Below are 22,821 nucleotides of genomic sequence, written 5' to 3'. Positions count from 1 at the left end.
CGGCAGGCGCGGCGGTGAACAACAGGAGAAGAGCGACCTGTCCGGTGCGCGGTTCCGCGTACGCCTCCGTGCGGCGGCGGAACCGGACGGGCGGGGGCCGGCCGCCCGCCGAGCGCGGTGAGCCTTCCGCCGGTGCCGCCGAACCCGCGGTATCGGCCCGCGGAGCCGTGCGTGCCGCTACCTTGATCCACATGGCGAGTCAGATCATCACTCTGGTGGGTGTCCTGCTGGGCGCGGTCACGTCGTTCTTCGCCACGACCCTGGCCGAGCGGGCCAAGTTCCGGCAGGCCATGGCCACCCGGTGGGACGAGCGCACACTCGACTCCTACGTGGAGTACGTCTCCTGCGTGAAGGAGACGGCCCGGTTCGCCGGGCGGGTGCTGGACGTCCGGGAGCGGGGCGAGGACCCGTCGGAGGCGCTGCTGGAGATGGAGGCGGCCGAGGCCCGGCGCTCCGTGCTGTTCGAGGGGTTCGTGCTGCTGGCGGAGAACACCGCCTCGCAGGCCGCGTCGACGGTCAACGAGTGCCTCTGGGACCTGCTGAGGTGCGCCCGCCGCCCGCAGGACACGCCGGACGCCGACCGTGAGCTGCTGGGTCCCGCGCTCATCGACGCGCTGAACGACCTCCACAAGGCGGCGCGCACGGACCTGGCGATAGGGACGTCCCGGACCGGCCGGCGCCGCTGACACACCGCACCGACCGCCAGTCCGTCGCGTGGGCTCCCTCGGCCGGCCGGTCCGGCCGGCCCGGCGGGCGGGCCGCCGGCGACGGGCCGTGACCGAGCGATCGGGCTCCCAATCCGCCCGGCCCGTGCGCGGTGTGCGGGCTAGGATCCGTGGCATGGCCCTGACCGCGCACGACGTCGACCGGTTCATGGCCTCCAGGCCCCGGCTGGAGGCCATCGCCTACCGTCTCCTCGGCTCCGCGAGCGAGGCCGAGGACGCCGTGCAGGAGACGTTCCTGCGCTGGCAGGACGCCGACACCGAGCACATCAGGGTCCCGGAGGCGTGGCTGACCAAGGTGCTCACCAACCTGTGCCTCAACCAGCTGACCTCCGCCCGGGCCCGCCGGGAGACCTACGTCGGCGCCTGGCTCCCCGAGCCGCTGATCGCCGGCGACCCGATGCTCGGCCCCGCCGACAGCGCCGAACAGCGCGAGTCGGTCTCGTACGCGGTCCTCGTCCTGCTGGAACGGCTCTCGCCCAACGAGCGGGCCGTGTACGTCCTGCGGGAGGCGTTCGGCTACACGCACCGGGAGATCGCCGAGATCCTCGACGTGTCCGAGACCGCCAGCCAGCAGATCCTGCACCGCGCCAAGAGGCACGTCGCGGACGGCAAGGCCCGCAGCGACATCGACGAGGCCGCCGCCCGGCGCATCGTCGACGAGTTCCTCGCGGCGGCCACCAGCGGCCGGACCGAACCGCTGGTGCGGCTGCTCACCGCGGACGCCGTCGCGATCGGCGACGGCGGCGGCAAGGTCCCGGCCCGCGCCAAGGCGTTCGAGGGCGCGGTCGCGGTCGCGAAGTTCCTGCGGGGCCTGTTCAAGCCCGGCCAGGCCAAGCGCGCCCTGCTCGGCGGGCAGGCCGGGCTCTACGCCACCACCGCCAACGGCGAACCCGCCGTCGTGGTGGTGGTCGACGGCCGGGTCATCGGCGTGATGTGCCTGGAGGTGACCGCCGAGGGCATCACCGCCATCCGCAGCCAGGTCAACCCCGACAAGCTGGAGCGCGTGACCCGGCACTGGACCGCCACCGACCACGGCGAACCCCTGTTCACCGCCTTCTGACCACTATGTGACGCGCATCACAAGCTCCTCCTGTCAGGGATCGGCGGGCCGCCCGGTTCAAGGGGCGAACCCGCTGACGACAGGAGCAAGCCATGCAGCACCGCATCATCGTCCTCGGAGCCGGATACACCGGAGCCGTCGCGGCCGGACGCCTCGCCAAGCGGCTGCACCGCGACGACGTCGCCGTCACCCTCGTCAACGCGGAACCCGACTTCGTCGAGCGCGTCCGGATGCACCAGCTCGCGACCGGCCAGGAGCTGACGTCGCGGCCGCTCGCCGCGATGTTCGCCGGCACCGGCGTCGAACTGCGGCAGGCGAAGGTCACCGGCGTCGACGTCGACCGCAGGACCGTCGCCGTCACCGGCCCCGACGGCGAGGCCGAGGAACTCGCGTACGACACCCTCGTGTACGCCCTCGGCAGCGGCTGGAACGACCAGGGCGTCCCCGGCACCACCGAGCACGCCCACGAGATCGCCGGCCCGCCCGGCGCGCTCCGGCTGCGCGAGCGCCTGGCCGGCCTGGGCGCCGGGGAGTCCGTGGTCGTGGTGGGCGGCGGCCTCACCGGGCTGGAGGCCGCGACCGAGATCGCCGAGTCCCGCCCGGACCTCGACGTCGCCCTCGCCGCCCGCGGCGGCCTCGGCGACTGGCTCTCCCCGAAGGGCCGCCGGCACCTGCGGAAGGTCTTCGGCCGGCTCGGCATCACCGCGCACGAGCACACCACCGTCACCCGCGTCGACGCCGACCGCGTCACCACCGCCGACGGCGCCTCCCTCCCGGCCGCGGTCACCGTGTGGACCACCGGCTTCGCCGTCCACCCGATCGCCCGGGCGACCGCGCTGGAGGTCACCGACACGGGCCAGGTCGTGGTCGACCACACCATGCGCTCGGTCTCGCACCCGGACGTGTACGCCATCGGCGACGCGGCGCTGGCCATGGGCGCCGGCGGCAAGCCGCTGCGGATGTCGTGCGCCTCGGGCGGCTTCACCGCACTGCACGCGGCCGACGCCATCACGGCGCGGCTGACCGGCGGGAAGCCGCCGAAGGGGACGATCCGCTACTTCAACCAGTGCATCTCGCTGGGCCGCAAGGAGGGCCTCATCCAGTACGTCACCGCCGACGACCGGGCCGTCCGCGCGGCGCTGACGGGACGGTTCGCCGCCCTCTACAAGGAGCTGATCTGCAAGGGCGCGGCCTGGAGCGCCGCCAACCCGACGTTCGGCCTGCCGGTGCGGCGCCGCCGCGCCCTGCACGAGCAGGCGGCGGGCCGGCCGGGCCCGGCGGAGACGGCCGAGGCATCGGCCTGAGCCCGCCCGCCCCGACCGTATGGGCGCCCCCGGCCGTCCGGGGGCGCCCGGTCGTCCGGGGCCGCTCGGTCGTCCGGGGCCGCTGGGCCGACCGGGAGGACTTGGACGTCCGGAGGCGCCCGGCGACCGGGGCCGCTGGGCCGACCGGTGGGCCTCGGCGGTCCAAGGTCTCCCGCCGGTCCGTCGGCCGGCCGGGCCGATGAGTCCGCGCCGGACGAGGCGTCGGCACGTGCCCCGACCGAGGAGTCGGAACGGGCCGATGAGTCGTCACCTGGGGAAGCGAGTCGTCACGTGCCGAAGCGAGCCGGCACGTGCAGAAGCGCCGAACGCGAAGCCCGGCCGTCCACCGGCGCCGTACACCTGCGTCGCGCTCCGGCGCCGTACACCTGCGTCGCGCTCCTGCGCCGTACACCTGCGTCGCGCTCCTGCGCCGTACACCTGCGTCGCGCTCCGGTGTCGTGCTCCGGCGCGGTCGCGCCGGGCGGGCGGACGTGCTGTGCTGGAAGCAGCCGCAGGAGTACACGCCGATGCGTCACAGCCGGGCCTCCGCCCCCGCCTTCGTACCCGCCCGGTCACCAGCGCCGACCGGAAGGGGAGGCGGGCTGCTGCCCGCGCGGGAACTCGCGGCCGCCTGGTCCGTCGTCGTCCTGATCGCGGTGCCCGCCTGGGTGCTGACGATCGGCCAGGCGCGGGACATGGGGATCGAGCCGGGCACCATGGGGATGGGGTTGCCGCTGTTCCTGCTGCTGTGGGTGACGATGACGGCCGCCATGATGCTGCCGTCCATGGCCCCGGTGGCGCTCACCTGGGCGCGGGGGATCGGCCGGCAGTCCTCGGGCCGGACGCGGGCCGCGCGCACCGCGGAGTTCGTGTGCGGGTACCTGCTGGTGTGGACGGCCTTCGGGCTGCTCGCCCACGCGGCGCTGGCCCTCACCGGCGGCGTGGTGGAGGACCGTCCGGGCGCCGGCCGCTGGATCGGCTCGGCGGCCTTCCTGCTCGCGGGCCTGTATCAGCTCGGCCCGCTCAAGAACGTCTGCCTGCGGCACTGCCGCGACCCCATGAGCCACCTGGTGCGCTACGCCGGGTTCCGGCCACCGGCCCGTGACCTGCGCGTGGGCCTCCACCACGGTGTCTACTGCGTCGGCTGCTGCGCGGGCCTGATGGTCGTCCTGATCCCGCTCGGCATGATGAACGTGGCGGCGATGGCCGCCCTGGCCGTGGTGATCTTCGTGGAGAAGCTGTGGTCCCGCGGTCCGCTGCTGGTGCGGGTCGTGGGCGTCGTGTTCCTCGTCCTGGCGGTGCTCGCGCCGTTCCAGGACTGGCTGCTGCCGGGACTGCGGGACGCGATGCCGCCGATGGACGACATGTGACGCCCCGCACGAACCGCACCCGGCCGGCAACGCTCCCGCTGCGGGCTCCGGGGGCCGGCGGACAGGTCTCCTAGTCGGGTCCGCTCCAGTCGAACGGGAAGTACTTGCTCGACTTCCCCGAGCGCTCCCAGGTGAAGCCGAACGCGTCGGCGCGGTCGGCGGTGGCCCGTCCCCAGGTGGCGACCTGGCCGGGGCCGACCTCGGAGCCGGGGGCGTTGTGGACCTGGACGCGCGCGCCGTCCGGCGTCGTGGGCCCGGTCAGCGCCTCGGCCGTGGCGGTGACACGGCCGGGCACCTCGGCCCGCCATGTGGCGAGGTCCTCGTCGATCTCGACGTGGACCGGGGCGTAGTCCATGCCGCGCATCTCGGGGTGGAACATCTCCCCGAACTGCGCCGGCCAGCCGCCCGCCTCACCACCGAAGATCGCCCCGAGCGCCCCGCGCTGCCGCTCGTCGGCGCGCTCGTCGAAGAAGACCGCGGCGTACGGGTCGGTGTGCGTGCCGGCCCACGGATTGCCGGTGAACGAACCGAGCATCAGGACGTTGAGGCCGTCGAGCCGCACGTCCCCGAAACTGCCCTCCTTGATGTGCCAGACCAGCACGCCTTCGCAGTCGCCGTAGGTCGGGGGCTGGGCGAACGTACAGGGACACGGTATGGCGCACTTGCACACATCGAACCAGTCGCCGGTCAGATGCCAGCGGGTACCGGTGGTGGCCTGCTCTGTCATCTCGCTTCCCTCCTTGTCGAGCCCTGGAGCTCACTCGGAGTGGCGAGACCGCATGTCCCGAGCCCGCGCCCGACGACGAGGCGGCCTCCCCTCCAGCTTGCACCCCTCACTCGCCGGAAGGAACCCCGCCCGACGTGGCGCTCTCACGAGCGCGTGAGCGCACGACGGCCCGGAGCCTGGTAGGCGACCGTTCGGGGCCGCCTTTTCCGCCGGACAGCGACGTCCCTGTGCCGGTTGGGCACTACAGTTCCGGTGTGCAGTGAGTGAGACGCGCGTCACAGTGAGTGCCGGGGGGGTCGGCGTTCGGAGGTCGACGTGCGCTGTTATTGGGGGGGGAGCCCATGTACGAACTGGTCAAGGGTGCGAACGTCGGCCTGACGGCTCTGAGCGAGAACGCCGGCTCGGTGATCGTCGGTCTCGACTGGACCAGCCCGACGGGCGACGGCGACGCCGATGTCTCCGTCCTGCTGCTGGACGCGGACGGCAAGGTGCGCAGCGACGCCGATTTCTACTTCTACAACAACCCGGTCGCCGCTGACGGAAGCGTGCAGTTGCTGGGCAAGACGCCCACGGGCAACGGCAGCCAGGACCGGATCAGCTTCGACCTGACGGCGATCCCGGACCGTGTCGACCGCATCGTGGTCGCGGCGAGCCGCTACGACGGAGGCCACTTCTGCGAACTGGGCGACCTGCAGATGACGGTGGCCGACGGCTCGGGTGAGAGCTTGCTCCGGTTCTCGATCGACGACGCCGGTTCGGTGAGCGCCTTCATCTTCGGCGAGCTGTACCGACGTGGCGGAGAGTGGAAGATCCGGGCCGTCGGACAGGGGTACGCCACCGGACTGGCCGGTCTGGCCACCGACTTCGGCGTCGACATCGACGACGACGCGGCAATCGGCGACGCACCGGACGCAGGGCCGGACGACGAGCAGCCGCACGTCACGGAACCGGCGGCGGAGCCCGCACCGCAGCCGACGCTCGAAGCTGTTCCGGCGCCCCGGCGGTCCGACGACGAAACGCAACCGAAGAAGACGCGTGCGCGGCCCCGCACGGCGAAGAAGAAGGTCACCCTGCCCAAGGCGGCGGCCAAGTCCCTGGCGGAGAACGAGTCCTGGAAGCAGTCCAGGCTCTTCCCGGTCTCCGTCCTGAAAAGCGACAGGGACCGCGAGACGCGGGCCACCTCGGTGCTGCTGTCGGTGATGGCGCAGATCCCCGAGTTCGGCCGCAGACTCACCGCCGCCTTCGGAGCACCGGCCGGCCGCATGGAGACGTTCACCGAGGTCTCGCTGCCCCACGGCGACACCCCGCGCCGCCCGGACGGCGTCATCCGGGTCGAGCGGGCCGGGAAGCTGTGGACGGCGCTGGTCGAGACGAAGACCAACGGAAACGCACTGAAGGCCGAACAGGTGCAGGCGTACATGGACATCGCCGCGCGCCGGGGCTACGAGGCCGTCATCACGCTCTCCAACGACGTCGCGCTGGAAGGCAGTCCGCTGGTCGACGTCAGGATCGACGGGCGGCGCAAGCACAAGGTCGCCCTGTGGCACCTGTCCTGGGCCGAAGTGGTCCATCAGGCGCAACTGCTCATCCGGCACGAGGGCGTGGGCAACATGGCGCACGCCTGGCTGCTGCAGGAACTGCTGCACTACCTCCAGCACGAGAACTCCGGCTGCCACGGCTTCCAGAACATGGGGTCGGCCTGGGTGCCCGTCCGCAAGGGCATCGACGACGAGACCCTGTGCCAGGGAGATCCGCGCGCCCTGGAGGTGGTGGAGAGCTGGGAGCGCCTCATCCGGCAGGTCTGCCTCGGACTCGGCGGCGAACTCGGGCAGAAGGTACTGCCCGTGCAGCGGTCCAGGCGCGGGACCGACCCCGGAGCCCGCCGGAGCCTCATGGCCGACCGGCTCTGCCTCGAAGGAAGACTCCAGGCGGAGCTGCGCATCGAGGGAACGCCCGGCATTCTCGCGATCAACGCGGACCTGCGCACCGGCAAGCTGCGCACCTCCGTCGACATTCCCGCGCCCGAGCAGGGTTATCCGCTGACGTGGGCGAAACGGCTGGTGCGGCGCCTTGCCGAGGCTCCCGCGGATCTCCACATCGAGACGCTGGTGGAAGGTGAGGCGGGAGGGCCGCGGGGCACGCTGGAACGGCTGCGTCCGGAACCGGCGGACCTCCTGCCGAAGAACGGCACGCAGATCACCGGCTTCCGGCTGTCGCTCTTCAAAGGCATGGGCAGCAGCCGCGGCAACGCCGAGACCGGCTTCATCCGCAGTGTCGACGACGCCGTGCACCGGTTCTACGGCACGGTGGTGACCCACCTGGACCGCCCGGCGCCGCGACGGACGACCTCCGGCGAGCGCACGGCCGGCGTGTAGCCCGCCGGCCCAGCGGGGAGGGCCGCTGACGCGGAAGGCCCGCTGTTCTGGTCGCAGCGGGCCTTTCGGGGTGTGGGTCAGACCGTTTCGCCGCGCATGCGGCGGGCGGCGCGGCCCAGGAGGGTCATGGCGGTCAGGCAGACGAGGGTGACCGTGCCGCCGACGGCGAGGCCGGTGGGTTCGCCGTTCTTGACGCCGTTGACCAGCATCAGCACGCCCACCGCCATGATCACGGAGTACAGGGAGCGGCCCACCTTGGCGCCGGCCGGGATGACGCGGAGCAGCTGCGGGACGGTGCTCGCCGCCGCCAGGCCGAGCGCGGCCGGGATGGCGGCGCCGAGGAGCAGGGCACCGAAGCCGAACGAGTTGCCGTAGGCGCCCCAGCCGGCGCCCTTGACCAGCAGCCAGCCGGTGGCGCCCAGGGACAGTACGACGAGCAGGCCGTTGAGGTAGGCGGCCTGCGTCGCGGCCTTGCGCGCGCCCGGCAGGTTCGCGGCCGGGGACCGCCAGGCGTCCGGCGTGATCTGCCGCAACTGGCGCCGCAGCGCGGCCGACTTGAGGTATCCGGCGACGCCGACGGCCAGCAGGACGAGGCCGGCGAGGGCGCCGATGAAGCCGGAGGGCTGCTGGGTGATGCCGTAGTGCAGGCCGCCGAAGGTGAGCGGGATGCCCAGCACGAAGCCGACGGCGAGCATCTTGCTGCTCGTCTGGATCTTGAGGACCAGCTCGCGCTGGTTCACCGTCAGGCCGGGGTCGGCCACCATCTGCATGTCGCCCAGCTGCTGGTGCGGCACGTGCGGTTGCTGCTGCGGAGGCCAGGTCCCGGGCTGGGGTTGGTGGGGCTGCTGGGCATGCTGGGGCGGGTACTGCTGCGGCGGGTACTGCCCCTGGGGCGGGTACGGGCCCTGCGGCGGGTGGCCACCTTGTGGTGCCTGCGGTGGGTACGGGCCTTGCGGCTGGCCTGGGTACATGCGTGTCTCCCCCGAAACGGCGTGTTGTCGGCCCGCGAGTCTGCCACACGCCTTTGCGGCCCCGACCCGGCGACGAGCCGGGCGTCACGCCCCGAACGGCGCCGGCGCACAGGCGACTTGTCCCGGTCGGACCTCAATCGCCGTCGTGGTGGCGCGGCCGGCGTGCAGACGGTCCGACGGCAGTCCGTACGGACCTTTCACAACCGGAACGCCTCCCGCACTGCCGCTCGCCCGCACCGCCCGCTCGACCGTGCCGAGGCCCAGGCTGACGCCGTGGCCGCGTGGCCGGGCCCGTGCGAGCGGGCCGGAGCCCTCGCAGGCTGCTGCGGGACGTCACCGCCGACCCCGCGTGGTCGGCCCTCGCCGACCGTTGCCGGCACCGTCACCACCTCGGGCCTGCCCCGGCGGCCGCGCCCCGGATTCCATGACACCAACGGCCGCTGCTGCGGCACCGCGGGCGTGCGCGCGCCGGCCTGCGACCGGATCGCGGAACAAGGGCGACGCCCCGGACCTCGCGCGGGTCCTCGCCGCCCGCGCGACCCGGGACGGCGACGGCGCCCGCTGGTGCAACGTGGAGCACCGGGCCACCCCGAGCCACCTCGAACCGCGCACCGGCTGGGCGAGGGGCAACGCGGGCATCGTCCGCCTACTCCTGCGCTTCGTACGGCTCAGCCGATGCACCGGACCCCGCCCGCCCCCACGCGTTCGTCTGGCCGGGCCGGCCGCCGGTGCGCGACCGGAACGCGTGAGGGACGTGCGTCCCGGGGGTGACGCGGCGCTCTTCGGCCCTCCGGGCCGTGGGGCACCGGTGGTGGTCGGCGGTCAGTCCGTGGGGTTGAGGGCCAGGACGGCGTGGGAGTTGTGCGGCTTCGGGTCGTGGGCCGTCTGGCGGTCCGAGGTGTGGAGCGTGACGGCGCCGGTGGCGTCCGGTACGACCCGGTCGACGCGCAGCTCGAAGGGGAACTGGATCCGGTCGTCCGGGGTTGCCCAATAAGGGAGTTCGCAGCGGTAGGCGGCGGTGCCCTCGGCCCGGCAGGTCTCCGGCGCCGAGACGACCGTGGCGCCCTCGGGCACCGCCACGGTGACGGTGCCGACGGCGTCGCCGCTGCCGATGTTGCCGTACCAGGCGGGACCGCGGTTGCGGAACCCGATCGTCGCGGTGACCGTCTCCCCGGCCGCGCCGGTGACCTCGTCGCCCTGGACGGCGAAGTCGGCCGTGTTGTGCGCGGTGACCGACGTGCTGGTGAAGTTGTCGTCCTGGTTCTGCTCCTGCGTGCCGTCGAGCGGCTGCACGCTCACGTCGATCCGCTCGAACAGGGCGTGGGACGCCACGGTGAGCGCCGGCGGCTCCGGCAGGGTGACGGTGGCGCCGGGCTCCACGACCGTGTCGACCGTGCAGTCCAGCAGCCCGACCGGCATGTCCCCGCCGTCCACGGCGGCCGGCGTCCGCACGCAGCCCGCGGGCGTGGCGGCGGCCTCCAGGCCGTACGTGGTCCACAGCTTGAGGCGGAAGCCGTGCGCGGCCGCGTCGCCGTTGTTGGTGACGGTGACGGGCGCGGTCAGCGCGTCGCCGGGGCTGAGCGGGCCCACCGGCTGCGGCTCGGTCAGCGCCAGGTCCGGCGTGGGCACGGACTCGACGGTGACGGGTGTGCTGCCCCAGTGGGTGTACAGCACTCCGTCCGGACCGTCGGTCTCCGCCTGACCGTGGTGGCCGATGCTCAGCTCCGCACCGGCCGGGGCGCCCTCCAGGGTGCGCAGGCCGATGGTGACCTGCGGCCCGGTGTAGCTGCCGCCGATGTCGCCGACCTCCCAGATGTCGCACGTGGCGGCGGTGCCGGAGGCGTTCAGGAAGCAGTGGTCCGGCACCGTCACCTCGGCCACGCCGGCCAGCTCCGACAGGTCGAGGCCGAGCACGCCGTTGGCGACGTGGTAGTCGCCGTTGTCGTGGTACAGCCCGAACGACAGCTCCTGGTACGAGCCCGGTGTGACGGACAGCGTCGCGCCCTCCGGCGACTGGACCCACAGCGCGTCGCTCGCGGCGGAGGCCGGTGTGGTGCCGAGCGCGGTGGCGCTCAGCACCGCCGCCGTGACGAGCGCGTAGGCGCCGGTCCGTCTGCTGCGGCCGGTGGCGGTTCTCATGGCAACTCCCGGTTTGTACCAAGTCCACTCCGCGGCGGCGGCCGACGGGAGTGATCGTTTCCGCTGTTGGACGGCCGGAACCGGCCGATGGTTGTGCCGCGCGCGGACGGTGTCGGTGCCGGCCGGTCCGCAGCGGGCAACGGGCCCGGACGCACGTGTCGTCCGGGCCCGCGCGGCGGTGGCGCAGCCGCCTCAGAAGACGCCCTTGTACCCCTGCCAGCCGGTGGTGATCTTCGTCCGGCCGCTGAAGGAGCCCTTGCCGTTGCCGTGGTTGCGCCACACGGCGCCGGAGGTGTCGCGGGAGACGATGTCGGCCCTGCCGTCACCGGTGATGTCACCCACGCCCACGACCACGTTGTACGAGGCGCCCCAGTCGGCGAAGACCTTCACCCGGCTCTTGAACTGGCCCGAGGCCGTGCCGTCGTAGCGCCACAGTTCGTTCGACCTGTCCTGCGCGAGCAGGTCGCCGTGGCCGTCGCCGTTGAGGTCGCCGGCGCCGAGGACCTTCTTGTAACCCGTCCACGCCGAGCGGATCTTGACCCGTGCCGACAGCTTGCCCGTGCTCGTCGCCTTGTAGAGGTAGACGTCGCCGGTCGAGGCCTGGCGGGCGATCAGGTCCGGCCGGCCGTCGCCGCTGAGGTCGCCCGGTGAGGTGAGGACGTCGTACTGGTTCCAGCCGGTGCCCAGCGACGTGTACGGCGTCGACGGCGTGAGTGCCGCGCCGCATCCGGGCCGGTAGGCGCGCAGCGCGCCGCTGCTGAACCGTACGAGCACGTCGTTGCACCGGTCGCCGCTCAGGTCGCCGTACGGCACGGCCCTGATCGTCGTCGGCCAGCCGGAGCCCGACCGCTTCCCGGTGAACGTCCCCTTGCCCGTTCCGTAGTGGTACGTCAGACCGCCCGTGCCGTTCAGCGTCAGCATCTCGCCGAAGCCGTCCGAGGCGACGAAGTCGCGCCGCGCGGCCGCCGCGCCGGTGACCCTGACGGTGCCCGTCCTGGTCAGCGCGGCGCCCTGCCCGTCGGCGGGGGTGGCGGTCAGCGTCCAGGTGTAGGTGCCGTTGCGCACCAGCCGGCCGGAGCCGTCCTTGCCGTTCCACGACGTGCCGATGACACCGCGCGCCGTGCCGCCGGACAGCGTGCGGACGACCGCGCCGCCGGCCTTGTCGGCGACGGTCAGCTTCCAGGAGGCGGCGGGCTTGTTCAGCCACCACTTCGGGTTCCAGGCGACGGTGCCGCCCTTGACGTCCACCGAGGCGGCGACGGTGGCGTCGCGCTGGGCGAGGGCGGAGACCGGCACACCGCTGGGCGTCAGGCGGACGGAGTGGTCGGAGCGGAGCTGGGCGATGACGCCGGTGTACGGGTCGACGTCCCAGGAGTTCCACTCGAACGCGCCGGCCGTGTGCGCCACGGGCGTCCCGCCGCGCACGTCGATCACCTTCAGCCGGCCGGACTCGACGGTCGCGACGAAGCCGTCACCGAGCTTCGCCCGCTCCCCGCCGGACCCCGACACGAGCGTCACGTTCCGCTTGGTGACGGTGTCGTAGACGCCCTGGCCCTCCGAGTTGAGCACGCACGTCCACAGCAGCCACCGGCCGACCGCCTGGAAGTCGTCGAGCAGACAGCCGCGTCCGAACCACACGGGCTCGCCGCGCTGCCCGGTCACCAGGTCGACGGGGACCACGGTGTCGTTGCCGGACATCACCCACAGGGTGGTGCCCCACAGGGCGCGGACGGTGTCCGTCGTGGTGTGCACCGTGCGCCCGGTGTCGAGGTCCACGACCCGGGTCTCGGCCACGCCGTTGCTGTCGTACGGCCTGGTCAGGGCGGCGAAACGGCCGTGGGCGGCGGCCGCGTAGGCGTAGACGCGGGAGCTGTCGATCCGGGTGCCGGGCAGCGACTGGGACGGGCCGAGGAGACGCGGCTGCTCGGCGGCGGAGGTGCCGTGGCCGGAGACGACGGTCCGGCCGTCACCGGTGTCGAGGACGCGCAGGCGGTTCGCGCCGTGGCTCTCCGGCGCGACGCGGCCGCGATCGGTGCGGGCGCCCACCGTCGGGGACCCGGCGACGCCGTTGTCCCGCGTGTGCAGATGGTCCCACTGGCTCACCGGGTTCTCCTCCACGGTGGTCAACCGGCCCTGATCCAAGGACAGTTGGGAGACCGGGTGCACGACCTTGCGGGGGTGGGCGTCCGCGACGCGGCGCACGGTGACGCCGCCGCCCGCGGCCGCCTCGACCAGGTGGACACCCCACTGGCCGGGGTCCGCGCCGCCCGGCACCAGCAGTCCGCCGTCCACCGTGGGCACGGCCTGCCGCGACGTCCTGGCCAGCAGCGTCCGCGGCGCGGAGCCGTCCAGTGGCACGGCGTCGACCCGCCAGGCGGGCAGGCCGATGTCGTAGCGGCCCAGGGAGGAGTCGTAGCGGCTGACGAGGACCGTGTCGCCGACCATGCCCAGCACCTGCCCGACGTCGGCGACGGGCAGGGTCCGCGGCGGCGCGTCCAGGTTCTGGCGGGAGGCGACGTGGAGCGTGCCGTTGTACCACCACACCAGGTGGGTGGGGGTGAGCGCGACGAGGTAGTACCACGACTGCACCTCGTACGGCAGGGTCGTCAGCCGGCCCTGCGCGACGTCGAGCCAGGCGGTGACCATGTCGTCGCCCTTGCGGTACCGCACGACCTGCCCGCGGGCGTCGCCCAGCGGTGTGGAGGACCACAGGTAGGTGCCGGAGGGGACGCCCGCCACCGTGCGGTCGGCCACGGAGCCGTCGTCCCGGAGGTCCAGCAGGTGCCACACGGAGTCGGTGCCCGGGGTGCCGGCGGTCGTGACGACCGTGGAGCCGAGGGTGCTGAAGTACGCGTGGCCCTCGGGCAGCGGGACCGTGTCCACCTCGCCGGACGCCATGTTCCGCAGCGTCACGGTCCGGGCGGAGGCGTCGTGGCGGGCGACGACGTCCGATCCGGCGCCGGTGGCCGTGATGCCGTACGGGTCCCCGGCGGACGCGTCGACCACCGTGTCGGTGCCGTCGTGTCCGGTCCACAGCAGGCCGTGCCCCGGCTCGTGCCGCAGGAAGCCCGACGGGCCCGCGCTCAGCAGGCTCGTCCCGGGCAGCAGGGACGTGGTGGCCGGGACCACCACCTCCGCGGAGGCTGTCGCGCCGTGCGCGGCGCCGGCCGTCAACGGGCCGAGGCCGACGGCGAGTGTGAGGGAAACAGCGGCGGCGGTGGCGCCTCGTACGAACGCGCGTCTGCCCATGCAGGACCTCTCCGGCGACGGTAGGGGAAGGCTGGGAGAGGTTGCTGCGCACGCCGTCGGGCCGAGGGGCGCGGACCCCACGGCACCCCTGACGTTTCGGACACCCCCCAGGTGAGTGGCCGGATCCTAACAGTTGGCGCGCCCATGACGGGCAGGACAGGCAGGACGGACAGGTCGGGCAGGCCGGTCCGGGTCGGGCGGGACAGGCAGGACGGGCAGGACAGGCAGGTCGGGCAGGACAGGCAGGCCGGTCCGGGTCGGGCAGGACAGGCAGGTTGGTTCTGGGCGGGCAGGACGGCGGGGGTGGCGGGCCGGGAGCGGTTCGTCCGCCCGCGCCATCCGTCCCTGTGACTCGCCCTACACTCAGCGTCACGCGACGCACCGACTCTAGGGGGGCCGGATGGTGCCGGACGGAACGGCCGGGCAGGGGGATCCCGGCGGGGCGGGACCGACGCTGGAGAGACTGCTGTCGGTCATGGGAGCGGGGGTGCTGGAACCGTTCACCACGCCGCGCGGCCTGACCACCGCGGTGGAGGGGGTCACGGTCCTCGACCCGCTGGAGCCCGGACAGCCGCGCGGGCAGGTGCTGTTGGCGGTGGGCGTCGACCCGCAGTCGGCCGCCGCCGTCGACGTGGTGCGCCACGCCGCCGGTGCCGGGGCGGCCGCGGTGGTCTTCGGGCCGGGCAGGAACGGCCGGGCGCCGGACGCGCTGCGGACGGCCGCCGAGGACGCCGGTACGGCGGTGCTGTTCCGGACGGCGTGGTGCGGCTGGACCGAACTGGTCGGCGCGCTGCGGGCCGGGCTTGTGCTGTCCGGCGTTCCCGCCGACCCGGCCGTGGCGGCCGTGGCGCCGGGCGATCTGAACGGGCTGGCCGACGCGGTGGCGGTGCTGGTCGGCGGCGCCGTCACCATCGAGGACGTGGAGTCCCGGGTGCTGGCGTACTCGTCGACCGCGGAGGACGTGGACGAGCTGCGCCGGCTGACGATCCTCGGCCGCCGGGTGCCCCCGTGGCGCGTGGCGGCGATGCGGGAGGCCGGGTTCTTCCGGGCGCTGTGGGGCTCGGGCGACGTCATCCACCGGCCCGCGCACGGCGAGAACCCCGAACGTCTCGTGGTCGCCGTGCGGGCGGGCGGGGAGATCCTGGGGTCGATCTGGGTGGCGGCCGCCGGCGGTGGCGATCTGCCGCCGCACGCCTCCGACACCCTGCGGTCGGCGGCGCGGGTGGCCGCCGGGCACCTGCTCCACCACCGTTCGCACCGTGCTCACGCCCGCCTGGTCGAGGACGCGGCGCGGTCGCTGCTCGACGGACGCGGATCCGCCGACGTCCTCGCCGAACGCACCGGGATTCCCACGCACGGGCACTGCGCCGTCCTGGCGGTGCGACCCGGAACCTCCGGCAAGGGGGAGGAGAACGGGCGGCTGTGCGCGCTGCTGGCGGTCCGCTGCGGCGTGGACGACCTGGTGCCGGTGGTGGTGCCGGCCGACCAGGGGGCCCTGGTCCTGGTCGGCGGACTGCACCAGGACCTGGAGCGGGCCGTCGACCAGGTCGGGCGGCTGGGCCGGTCCCTGGTCCGGCAGGTGGCCGACGTGTTCGGACCGGAGACGAGGATCGGCCTCGGCACGGTCGCCGACACCCTGGCGGCCTCGCACGAGTCCCGCCGCTCCGCCGACCTGGCACTGAGGGCCCTGCTGTCGCCGTCGGAGACCCGCACCGTCGCCTTCGCGAGCGAGCTGGCGGAGACGATCGCCCTCCACCAGATGCTCGACGCCCTGCTGGACGCCCTGCCGGGACCGGACCCGGCGCCCGGGACACCGCTGGCCCGCCTGGTCGCGCACGACGCCCGCAACGGCGGTGGCACCCTGGTGCAGACGCTGCGCGCGTACCTCGACCACTTCGGCCATGTCCCGGACACGGCACGGGAGTTGGGCGTCCACGCGAACAGCCTGCGGCACCGTGTCAGCCGCCTCACCGAGGTGTCCGGCCTCGACCTCGCCAACCCCGACGCCCGGCTCCTCGCCCACCTGCAACTGCGCCTCCTCGACCGGGACGGGCGGAAACGGGAGGGATGAGGCGCGCGGTGGGCGCCGGCACGAAGGAAGGGCGGCTTCCTCGTGTCCGGGCACGACGGCGGCCGTGCCGCGCCCGCCGCTTCGCCGTCCGGTGAGAACCGGACCCCGCAGGACCGGCACTCCCGACGAAGACACCCGCACCCGCGCGACGGGACTCTGGTGCTCCGCCCACGGCAGACGTGGGCGGTGAGACCTCCGCTCGGGAAGGGCACACCATGACGACGACGGTTTCCGGCACCCACACGGCCGGACGGCGCGAACAGATCCTGCGGGCGGCCGTGCAGCAGGGACTCCTGGAGCCCGGGACGGCGCTGCTGGCCGGCTTCGTCGACCTCGACGGCGTCGAGGCGACCGTCACGTCCCTGCACCGGGCGTTCCCCGCCTCCCTCCGCACGCTGCACGCGTTCGCGGCCAAGGCGAACTGCCTGGTCCCGGTGCTCGCGGAGCTGCGCCGGCTCGGCATGGGCTGCGAGGTCGCCAGCGCCGGCGAGCTCGACCAGGCGCTCGAGGCGGGCTTCGCACCCGAGCAGATCGTCTTCGACTCCCCGGCCAAGACCCGGGCCGAACTGACCCGCGCCCTGAGCCTCGGCGTCGCGGTGAACGCGGACAGCTTCCAGGAACTGGCCCGGCTGGACGCGATACTGGCGGCCGGACCGTCCGCCTCACGGCTCGGCGTGCGCGTCAACCCGCAGGTCGGCGCCGGCTCCATCGGCGCCATGAGCACGGCCACCGCGACCTCCAAGTTCGGTGTTCCGCTGGAGGACGAGGGCAACCGGCAGCGACTGCTCGATGCCTACCGCGAGCGTCCCTGGCTCACCTGGGTGCACACGCACGTCGGTTCGCAGGGCTGCCCGCTGGACCTGATCGCCCGGGGCGTCGCGAAGGCGGTGGAGTTCGCCGAGGAGGTCAACGCCCACGTCGGCCGCCGCCAGGTCACCGGCATCGACATCGGCGGCGGGCTGCCGGTCAACTTCGACAGTGACGAGACGACGCCCGGCTTCGACACGTACGTGGCGCACCTGCGCGAGCACGCACCGGCCCTGTTCTCGGGCGCGTACGAGATCGTCACCGAGTTCGGCCGTTCCGTGCTGGCGAAGAACGGCTTCATGGCCGCGTACGTCGAGTACACCAAGACCGTCGGCGGGCGCCCCATCGCCATCACCCACGCCGGCGCGCAGGTCGCGACGCGGACGGTGTTCGCGCCCGACGCGTGGCCGCTGCGGATCGAGGCGCACGACCACCTCGGCCGGGCCAAGCAGGGCCGGCCCGTGCCGCAGGACATCGCGGGGCCGTGCTGCTTCGCCGGCGACCTGCTGGCACGCGAGCGCGCGCTGCCCCTCCTCGACGTCGGTGACCTCGTCGTCGTACCCGACACCGGCGCCTACTACTTCTCGACGCCGTTCCACTACAACAGCCTGCCGGAACCCGCCGTCCACGGTGCCCGCGTCGCCGCCGACGGCAGCGTCACCTTCGAGCCGCTGCGCCCCGCCCGGTCCGCCCACCCGGCCCCCGTCCTGGCCGGCGGTCTCTGAACCCCGCTCCACACCAACTGAGGAAGGCAGGTGCGATCCACGATGAAAGTACGGTGCGCCCGGTCAGGGTGCTCCTCGGAGAAGACGGGTGTCCCGCGCCGTCGGGGCGCCCTCGGACGCCGGTTGTCCCGCACCGGGGCGCGCTGCGGCAGGGTGACCTGCGAGGTCGGGCGGTGGCTCTTACGACGCCGGCGCATCGCGGCCGACCAGTTCCTCCGGGGCGCGTGCTACGGGGCGGGCACGGCCGCGGTGGGTCTGCTGGCGGTGTGGGCGCAGACCCGCTGACCGCACGTCGGCCCCGGGCCACCGGTCCGGGGCCCTTCCGGCACCCGCACGGGGAGGGCGGGGCGGCCATCCGCGCGCGGGCGCCCGCGGCCACCACCGCCGCGCCACCGCGTTCACGTCCACGCAACTCTCTTGACCTGCGCAGTTTCGCCATGCTTCGCTCGGCGTCGGGCCCGGCGGCACCGGCCGTCGACCGCGGAGTGCCGCGCTGCGGGGCCCGTCCGGGGGCCCATCGGGGGCACGGGGGCGTACAGGGGTGGACCAGGGGGAGGGCGCGGTGTGCGAGGACCGGGGGGAACTCCGCCGCGCCGCAGGGCGGGCGGCCGCGCCCCGGGGCCGCTTACGGGGCCTGGCCGGAGCGTGTGACACCGCCCCGTAACGGGTGGGACAGGCACCGGAACCCCGACCGTCATCCTTCCGTCTTGCTCCGGCGGGGCGCTCCTCACGGGGACGAGGACCGTCCGGCCGGAGGGGACGACGAACGACACCCACCTTGACATGACCAACTAAAGCAAAGCGGCAGAACCTTGAGACGTACAGCAGCGCAGCTCTTCCCGCGAGCGGACGGCACCGCCCCGCCCGCCGTGCGGCGCCGGCCCCGAGCGGCGGCGCTCTGGGCCGTGGCGGGCGTCGTGGCCCTCGGTTTCCTCCTCGCGCTGGAGTTCACCGCGCGCCGCTACGGCCTCCCGGGCCCTCTCACCACGCAGGCGCGCGAGCTGGTGTTCGCGCCCAAGTCGGGCCCCCTGCTCTACGCCGGCCTAGCGCTGATGGCGGTGGTGCTCACCTGGCGGCAGCGGTTCGCCGCGCTGGGCGCCGCGGTGGCCGTCGACATCGCCCTCTGGGTGGTCCGCCGGCTGGCCGACGCGCAGCCGACCGACGGCCACCCCTTCGGGAACGGCGCCCTGTGGGTCCTCGTGGGCTGCGCCGTCCTCGCCGTCACCCGCCGCACCGGCCGGGAACGCGTCCTGCTGCTGAAGGGCGTCGGACTGGGCCTGCTGCTGGTGGCCGGCCGCAAGACCGGCGACACCTGGCTGCTCCTCACCTCCACGACCCGCCCGGCCGTGCTCGACCAGTACGTGGCGACCGCCGACCAGGCGCTCGGCAACCCGTCGTGGCTGATGGGCCGGCTGGTGACGGCCACCGGCCCGATCGGCTTCAACTTCCTCGACATCGTCTACGGCCAGCTCGCGGTGGCCGCGGTCGTCGTCGCCCTGTACCAACTGCGCAACGTGGCGGCCGAACGCCGCTTCCCGGCCCACCACCTGGTGCGCACCTTCCTCGTGATCGGCCTGCTCGGACCGGCCGTCTACATGGTCTACCCGGTGGTCGGACCGCTGTTCGCCTACGGCACCGGCACCGAGTACTGGGCGTCGGTCAGCCTGTGGGCGCCCCAGACACCGCCCAGCGCGCCCTGGGCCGCGGCGGAACTGTGGCCGCGGACGCCCCCGCCGCTCACCACCCCGCACCCGATGCCGTTCGACGAGATCACCCCGCGCAACTGCATGCCCAGCCTGCACACCGCCTGGGCCACCGCGATCTTCCTCCACTCCCGCACGGCACCGCGGCTGCTCCGCCACGCAGGAACGTTCTGGCTGATCGCCACGCTCTGCGCCACGCTCGGCTTCGGCTACCACTACGGCGCGGACCTCATAGCCGGCGTGGTCTTCGTCCTCACGGTCGAGGCGGCCCTGCGCACCTACGACCACGGCTGGGACCGCTCCGGCCTCCGTCTGGTCGCTCACGGCGCCGCGGTCTTCGCCGCGCTCCTGGCCGCCTACCGCTTCCTGCCGTCGACGATGGCCGAGCACCCGTGGATCGCCGGACCGCTGCTCCTGCTTGCGATGCTCTCCGTCATCCACGCCTACGTACGCCTCACCGCCTCGTGGGAACCGAGAACCGCCCCGTCGCCCGAGCCGCAGCGGCACCCCGAACTCATCTGAACAGCCCGCCACCCCGACCGCTCCCGCTCCCCGTGGAGCGCATGTCGGCGTCGTACACCGTGCGGTAGTCCGGGACGACGATCCGCGTGGTCGGCGACACCTGCGCGACCTGGGTGACGAACCCGTCCAGGTCCATCGCCGGATCCCGCTCGGGGGAGCCGTCCAGCGGCACCTCGAAGTTGTCCCAGTGGACGGGGACGGTCACCGCGGGGTGGTCCAGCGCGCGCAGCAGGCGGGGCACATAGCGGTGGGTGGCCGTGGCGGCGGGCACGGCGACCATCGCGAGGTCGGGGCGCAGGCCCTGTACGGCACGCTCGGAGAAGTCGCTGGCTCCCATCAGGAACGCCGAGGGCCCGTCCGCCCCGGCCGTCACCTGGAAGGCGAGGGTGTCGCCCTCGGGCAGGTCGGAGATGGTGCTCGGGGCCGTCGCGGGCGGGGCGTTCAGCGTGCCCGGGGCGAAGTAGGCGCACTTCTTGTTGCGGCTGTGCAGACTCGGTACGACCTCGACGACGATCCCGCCGAAGTCCAGCACCTCGCCGCCCTTCACCACGGAAATCTGTCCCGCGTCGACTCCGAGGGCGACCAGCAGGTGGTAGGTGGTCTCGGTGCCGACGACGCGGGCGCCGGTGGTCCTGGCGATGTGCGGCACGTCGGCGAGGTGGTCCCAGTGCGAGTGGCTGACCAGGACGAGTTCGGGGCTGCCGATGTGCGGGTCCACGGCTTCCGGCCGGCTCCGCAATGGCGTCCGCGGATCGAAGGCCCCCGCGAACAGCCCGGTGGGGAAGCGGGTGAGGTACGGATCGAAGAGCACGGTCCGGTCACCCACGTCGACACGCCAGCCGGCGGTGCCGAGCCAGCGGAACGACACCGAACCGGCGGCCGCACCACGTCCCCGGCCGCTGCCGCCGGCCGAAGCGGTGGAGGCCGTCACATCGGTGCCGCCGGTCGCGGCGGCGGCGACGGCGGTCGCCGGGACGAGCGGGGCGGCCGCGCCGAGCGCGGCGCCGCGCAGCACCGTACGACGGTCGAAGCGGCGGTCGGAGGGTGCGGTGGAACCGTGGGTGACACGTCTGTCCTGAGGCATGGCGTCAGCAGAACAGAACGCCAACTGCCCTGTCCAAGACCGTCGTTCGACCCCGCGCATACGTGAACGCATATGTGGCCGGGTCAGCGGCCGTCACCGGCCCTCGCCGTCCGCGCGGAGGTGGCCGACCGCCATCCCGGCGGCCCGGCCGATCGCGGCGTCCACCGTGGGACGGGAGGCGGCCAGGTCCCGGGTGCGGGCGAAGACGGCGATCGCGTAGTGCGCGCCGTCGGGGTAGCGGACGACGCCCGCCTCCATGTGCAGCCCCGGCAGCGTGCCGGTCTTGGCCGCGACGGTGACGTCGTCCGGGAAGCCCGACACCAGCCGGTGCCGGAACACCTGCCGGTGCATCAGATCCCGGACGAGCGCGCACGCCTCCGGCGGGCCGGCGCGGTCGGTCCAGACGAGCCGCAGCAGCCGGGTGATGTCGCGCGGTGTGCTCGCCGTGGTGTGGCGCGGGTCCAGCACGGCCAGCCGTCTCTTGCGGTCGTCGGGCAGGGCCGGGTAGCGGGCGGCGAACTCCCGCTCGTCCCGCACCCCGACCTCCGCGAGCATCGACTCCAGCAGGTCGCGCGGGCCGCCCACGATCCGGGTCCGCTCCAGTCCGAGTTCCCGCGCGAGCAACTGCACGGTGTCCAGGCCGACCCGGGCCAGCAGCAGGTCGGCCGCCGTGTTGTCGCTGACCGACATCGCGAAGTGGGCCAGGTCGCGCAGCGACAGCTCGACGTCGTCCAGACAGCCGGCGGTGCCCCAGCCGCCGAGCCGGTCGGCCGCGGTCACCCGCACCCGTTCCCGCGGGTCGAGCTGGCCGGCGACGGCCTGCCGGGCGAACTCCAGCGCCAGCAGCACCTTGAAGATCGAGGCGATCACGACGGGAGTGTCGGCGTCCACGGCGACCTCCCGGCCGTCCGGCTCCGCACCCCCGGCGCCCTCCGCACCCCCGGTGCCCTCCGCACCCCGGGCGCCCTCCGTGTCCACGCGCACGGGAACGGCGTGCAGCCGGCCCTCGGCACCCGCACCGGCGAAGACCTGCCGGATCCGTTCCTCGACCACCGTTCCCCCTCGACCTCGACGCCCCTCCCCACATGATCGCGGGCCTGTCCCGCCACGCCACCCGCAGGGCCCCCGCCCGCCGACGCCTCACGTACGATCCCGGCTGTGGATCTCTTGCGCCACCTGCGTCTCTTCGTCACCGTGGCCGACGAGCTGCACTTCAGCCGGGCCGCCGAGCGGCTCGGCATGGCACAGCCGCCGCTCAGCCAGGCGATACGCAGACTGGAGAAGGAACTCGGCGCGGAGCTGTTCGACCGCTCGGGCCGCGGCGTCCGGCTGAGCGCCGCCGGGACGGCACTGCTGGAGGAGGCCCACGAACTCCTCGCCCGGGAGGAAAGGCTGCGTGCGCTGGCCCGCCGCGCCGCCGCCGGCGGCCTCGGCACCCTCCGTGCCGGAGTACCGCCCGACACCACGGCCGCCGTGCTGTCCGCGCTGCTCGCCGCCTGCGCCGAACACGCCCCGGGACTCTCCGTCGACCTCCAGGAGGTCACCACCGGGGAACAGCTGCGGCTGCTGTCCTCCGGAGGCCTGGACGTCGGCGTCGTCCACCACCCCGTCGACGCCACCGACCTGTGCCTCGGCCCCGGCGTCCCGCTCGACCTGGGCGTCGTCCTGCCCCGCACCTCGCCGCTGGCCCGGCTGCCGGAGGTGACGCTCGGTGAACTCTCGGGCCACGACCTGGTGCTCTTCCCGAGAGCGCACGCCCCCGGCTGGTACGACCGGATCCTCGACGTGTGCCGCGCCGCGGGCTTCGTACCCGGCCGCGTCCGGCACGCCTCCAACCCCGAGTTCCTGCTCGCCTTCGTGACCGCCGGCCACGGAGTCGCCTTCGACCAGGGACCGTTGGCCCGCAAGGAGCCCCGCGTCGCCTGGCGCCCGCTGGCCGAGCGCCCGCTCACCCTGCACATCGGCGGCGCCTGGCCCACCGGCCGCACC

General features: G+C 73.8%; 15 protein-coding genes. 9 read left to right on the top strand and 6 right to left on the bottom strand.

The genetic code is table 11. The annotated features are described in order from the left end of the window. Positions 1-191 precede the first annotated feature (191 nt). The 4 genes from FGW31_RS16565 to FGW31_RS16550 all read left to right on the top strand — a co-directional run bounded on the left by FGW31_RS16565 (position 192) and on the right by FGW31_RS16550 (position 4,459). Positions 192-686 carry a hypothetical protein gene (locus FGW31_RS16565; protein WP_142194205.1) on the top strand — a complete coding sequence of 165 codons (495 nt, stop codon included), beginning with the start codon at positions 192-194 and terminating at the stop codon, positions 684-686. A 154-nt stretch (positions 687-840) separates the two neighbouring features. Further along, positions 841-1,785 carry an RNA polymerase sigma-70 factor gene (locus tag FGW31_RS16560; protein ID WP_142194204.1) on the top strand — a complete coding sequence of 315 codons (945 nt, stop codon included), beginning with the start codon at positions 841-843 and terminating at the stop codon, positions 1,783-1,785. Positions 1,786-1,877: 92 nt separating this feature from the next. Continuing rightward, entirely contained in the window at positions 1,878-3,089 is a 1,212-nt protein-coding gene (locus FGW31_RS16555; protein ID WP_142194203.1) for an NAD(P)/FAD-dependent oxidoreductase, read from the top strand. 527 nt (positions 3,090-3,616) lie between these two features. Continuing rightward, on the top strand, positions 3,617-4,459 hold the full coding sequence (locus tag FGW31_RS16550; protein ID WP_142194202.1) for a DUF2182 domain-containing protein: 843 nt from the start codon (positions 3,617-3,619) through the stop codon (positions 4,457-4,459). 70 nt (positions 4,460-4,529) lie between these two features. On the opposite strand, the gene FGW31_RS16545 is transcribed toward FGW31_RS16550, so the two are convergent. Then, the gene (locus FGW31_RS16545) at positions 4,530-5,186 is read right to left on the bottom strand and encodes a DUF1326 domain-containing protein (RefSeq protein WP_142194201.1); all 657 of its coding nucleotides are present in this window, start codon (positions 5,184-5,186) and stop codon (positions 4,530-4,532) included. A gap of 341 nt (positions 5,187-5,527) precedes the next feature. Between FGW31_RS16545 and FGW31_RS16540 the strand changes: the two genes are divergently transcribed. Continuing rightward, a complete protein-coding gene (locus FGW31_RS16540) occupies positions 5,528-7,561 on the top strand; it encodes a TerD family protein (protein ID WP_142194200.1) in 2,034 nt (677 codons plus the stop codon). 77 nt (positions 7,562-7,638) lie between these two features. Here FGW31_RS16540 and FGW31_RS35045 read toward each other — a convergent pair whose 3' ends face one another. The 3 genes from FGW31_RS35045 to FGW31_RS16520 form a co-directional block, all read right to left on the bottom strand. Further along, entirely contained in the window at positions 7,639-8,355 is a 717-nt protein-coding gene (locus FGW31_RS35045; RefSeq protein ID WP_182674672.1) for a hypothetical protein, read from the bottom strand. Positions 8,356-9,354: 999 nt separating this feature from the next. Beyond that, entirely contained in the window at positions 9,355-10,671 is a 1,317-nt protein-coding gene (locus tag FGW31_RS16525; RefSeq protein WP_142194199.1) for a COG1361 family protein, read from the bottom strand. A gap of 192 nt (positions 10,672-10,863) precedes the next feature. Next, positions 10,864-13,920, bottom strand: coding sequence for an FG-GAP-like repeat-containing protein (locus tag FGW31_RS16520; protein WP_142194198.1), 3,057 nt, complete (start codon positions 13,918-13,920; stop codon positions 10,864-10,866). A 400-nt stretch (positions 13,921-14,320) separates the two neighbouring features. On the opposite strand from FGW31_RS16520, the gene FGW31_RS16515 reads away from it, so the two are divergent. The 3 genes from FGW31_RS16515 (at position 14,321) to FGW31_RS16505 (ending at position 19,748) form a co-directional block, all read left to right on the top strand. Continuing rightward, a complete protein-coding gene (locus FGW31_RS16515) occupies positions 14,321-15,991 on the top strand; it encodes a PucR family transcriptional regulator (RefSeq protein ID WP_142194197.1) in 1,671 nt (556 codons plus the stop codon). Between the two features lie 215 nt (positions 15,992-16,206). Further along, positions 16,207-17,523, top strand: a complete 1,317-nt coding sequence (locus FGW31_RS16510; protein ID WP_142194196.1) for a type III PLP-dependent enzyme domain-containing protein — start codon at positions 16,207-16,209, stop codon at positions 17,521-17,523. Between the two features lie 869 nt (positions 17,524-18,392). Next, positions 18,393-19,748, top strand: coding sequence for a DUF5933 domain-containing protein (locus FGW31_RS16505; protein ID WP_373303349.1), 1,356 nt, complete (start codon positions 18,393-18,395; stop codon positions 19,746-19,748). Here FGW31_RS16505 and FGW31_RS16500 read toward each other — a convergent pair. Together FGW31_RS16500 and FGW31_RS16495 are read right to left on the bottom strand one after the other, a co-directional pair. Continuing rightward, positions 19,741-20,832 (bottom strand): MBL fold metallo-hydrolase, encoded by a 1,092-nt coding sequence (locus tag FGW31_RS16500; protein ID WP_142194195.1) that lies wholly within the window; start codon positions 20,830-20,832, stop codon positions 19,741-19,743. The genes FGW31_RS16505 and FGW31_RS16500 overlap by 8 nt on opposite strands. Before the next feature lie 93 nt (positions 20,833-20,925). Beyond that, positions 20,926-21,885, bottom strand: coding sequence for a serine hydrolase (locus FGW31_RS16495; protein WP_142194194.1), 960 nt, complete (start codon positions 21,883-21,885; stop codon positions 20,926-20,928). Between the two features lie 105 nt (positions 21,886-21,990). On the opposite strand from FGW31_RS16495, the gene FGW31_RS16490 reads away from it, so the two are divergent. Further along, the coding region (locus tag FGW31_RS16490) for a LysR family transcriptional regulator (RefSeq protein WP_185907433.1) at positions 21,991-22,821 on the top strand (831 nt) is incomplete at its 3' end.

The organism is Streptomyces calvus (genome assembly GCF_006782915.1).
GTDB classification, from domain to species: domain Bacteria; phylum Actinomycetota; class Actinomycetes; order Streptomycetales; family Streptomycetaceae; genus Streptomyces; species Streptomyces calvus.
This window is presented reverse-complemented; position numbering and strand designations above follow the sequence as displayed.

What these genes read in the sequence shown, in the direction of transcription:
- FGW31_RS16565 (WP_142194205.1), top strand. Translation starts at nt 192, where the DNA reads ATGGCGAGTCAGATCATCACTCTGGTGGGTGTCCTGCTGGGCGCGGTC.
- FGW31_RS16560 (WP_142194204.1), top strand. Translation starts at nt 841, where the DNA reads ATGGCCCTGACCGCGCACGACGTCGACCGGTTCATGGCCTCCAGGCCC.
- FGW31_RS16555 (WP_142194203.1), top strand. Translation starts at nt 1,878, where the DNA reads ATGCAGCACCGCATCATCGTCCTCGGAGCCGGATACACCGGAGCCGTC.
- FGW31_RS16550 (WP_142194202.1), top strand. Translation starts at nt 3,617, where the DNA reads ATGCGTCACAGCCGGGCCTCCGCCCCCGCCTTCGTACCCGCCCGGTCA.
- FGW31_RS16545 (WP_142194201.1), bottom strand. Translation starts at nt 5,186, where the DNA reads ATGACAGAGCAGGCCACCACCGGTACCCGCTGGCATCTGACCGGCGAC.
- FGW31_RS16540 (WP_142194200.1), top strand. Translation starts at nt 5,528, where the DNA reads ATGTACGAACTGGTCAAGGGTGCGAACGTCGGCCTGACGGCTCTGAGC.
- FGW31_RS16525 (WP_142194199.1), bottom strand. Translation starts at nt 10,671, where the DNA reads ATGAGAACCGCCACCGGCCGCAGCAGACGGACCGGCGCCTACGCGCTC.
- FGW31_RS16520 (WP_142194198.1), bottom strand. Translation starts at nt 13,920, where the DNA reads ATGGGCAGACGCGCGTTCGTACGAGGCGCCACCGCCGCCGCTGTTTCC.
- FGW31_RS16515 (WP_142194197.1), top strand. Translation starts at nt 14,321, where the DNA reads ATGGTGCCGGACGGAACGGCCGGGCAGGGGGATCCCGGCGGGGCGGGA.
- FGW31_RS16510 (WP_142194196.1), top strand. Translation starts at nt 16,207, where the DNA reads ATGACGACGACGGTTTCCGGCACCCACACGGCCGGACGGCGCGAACAG.
- FGW31_RS16500 (WP_142194195.1), bottom strand. Translation starts at nt 20,832, where the DNA reads ATGCCTCAGGACAGACGTGTCACCCACGGTTCCACCGCACCCTCCGAC.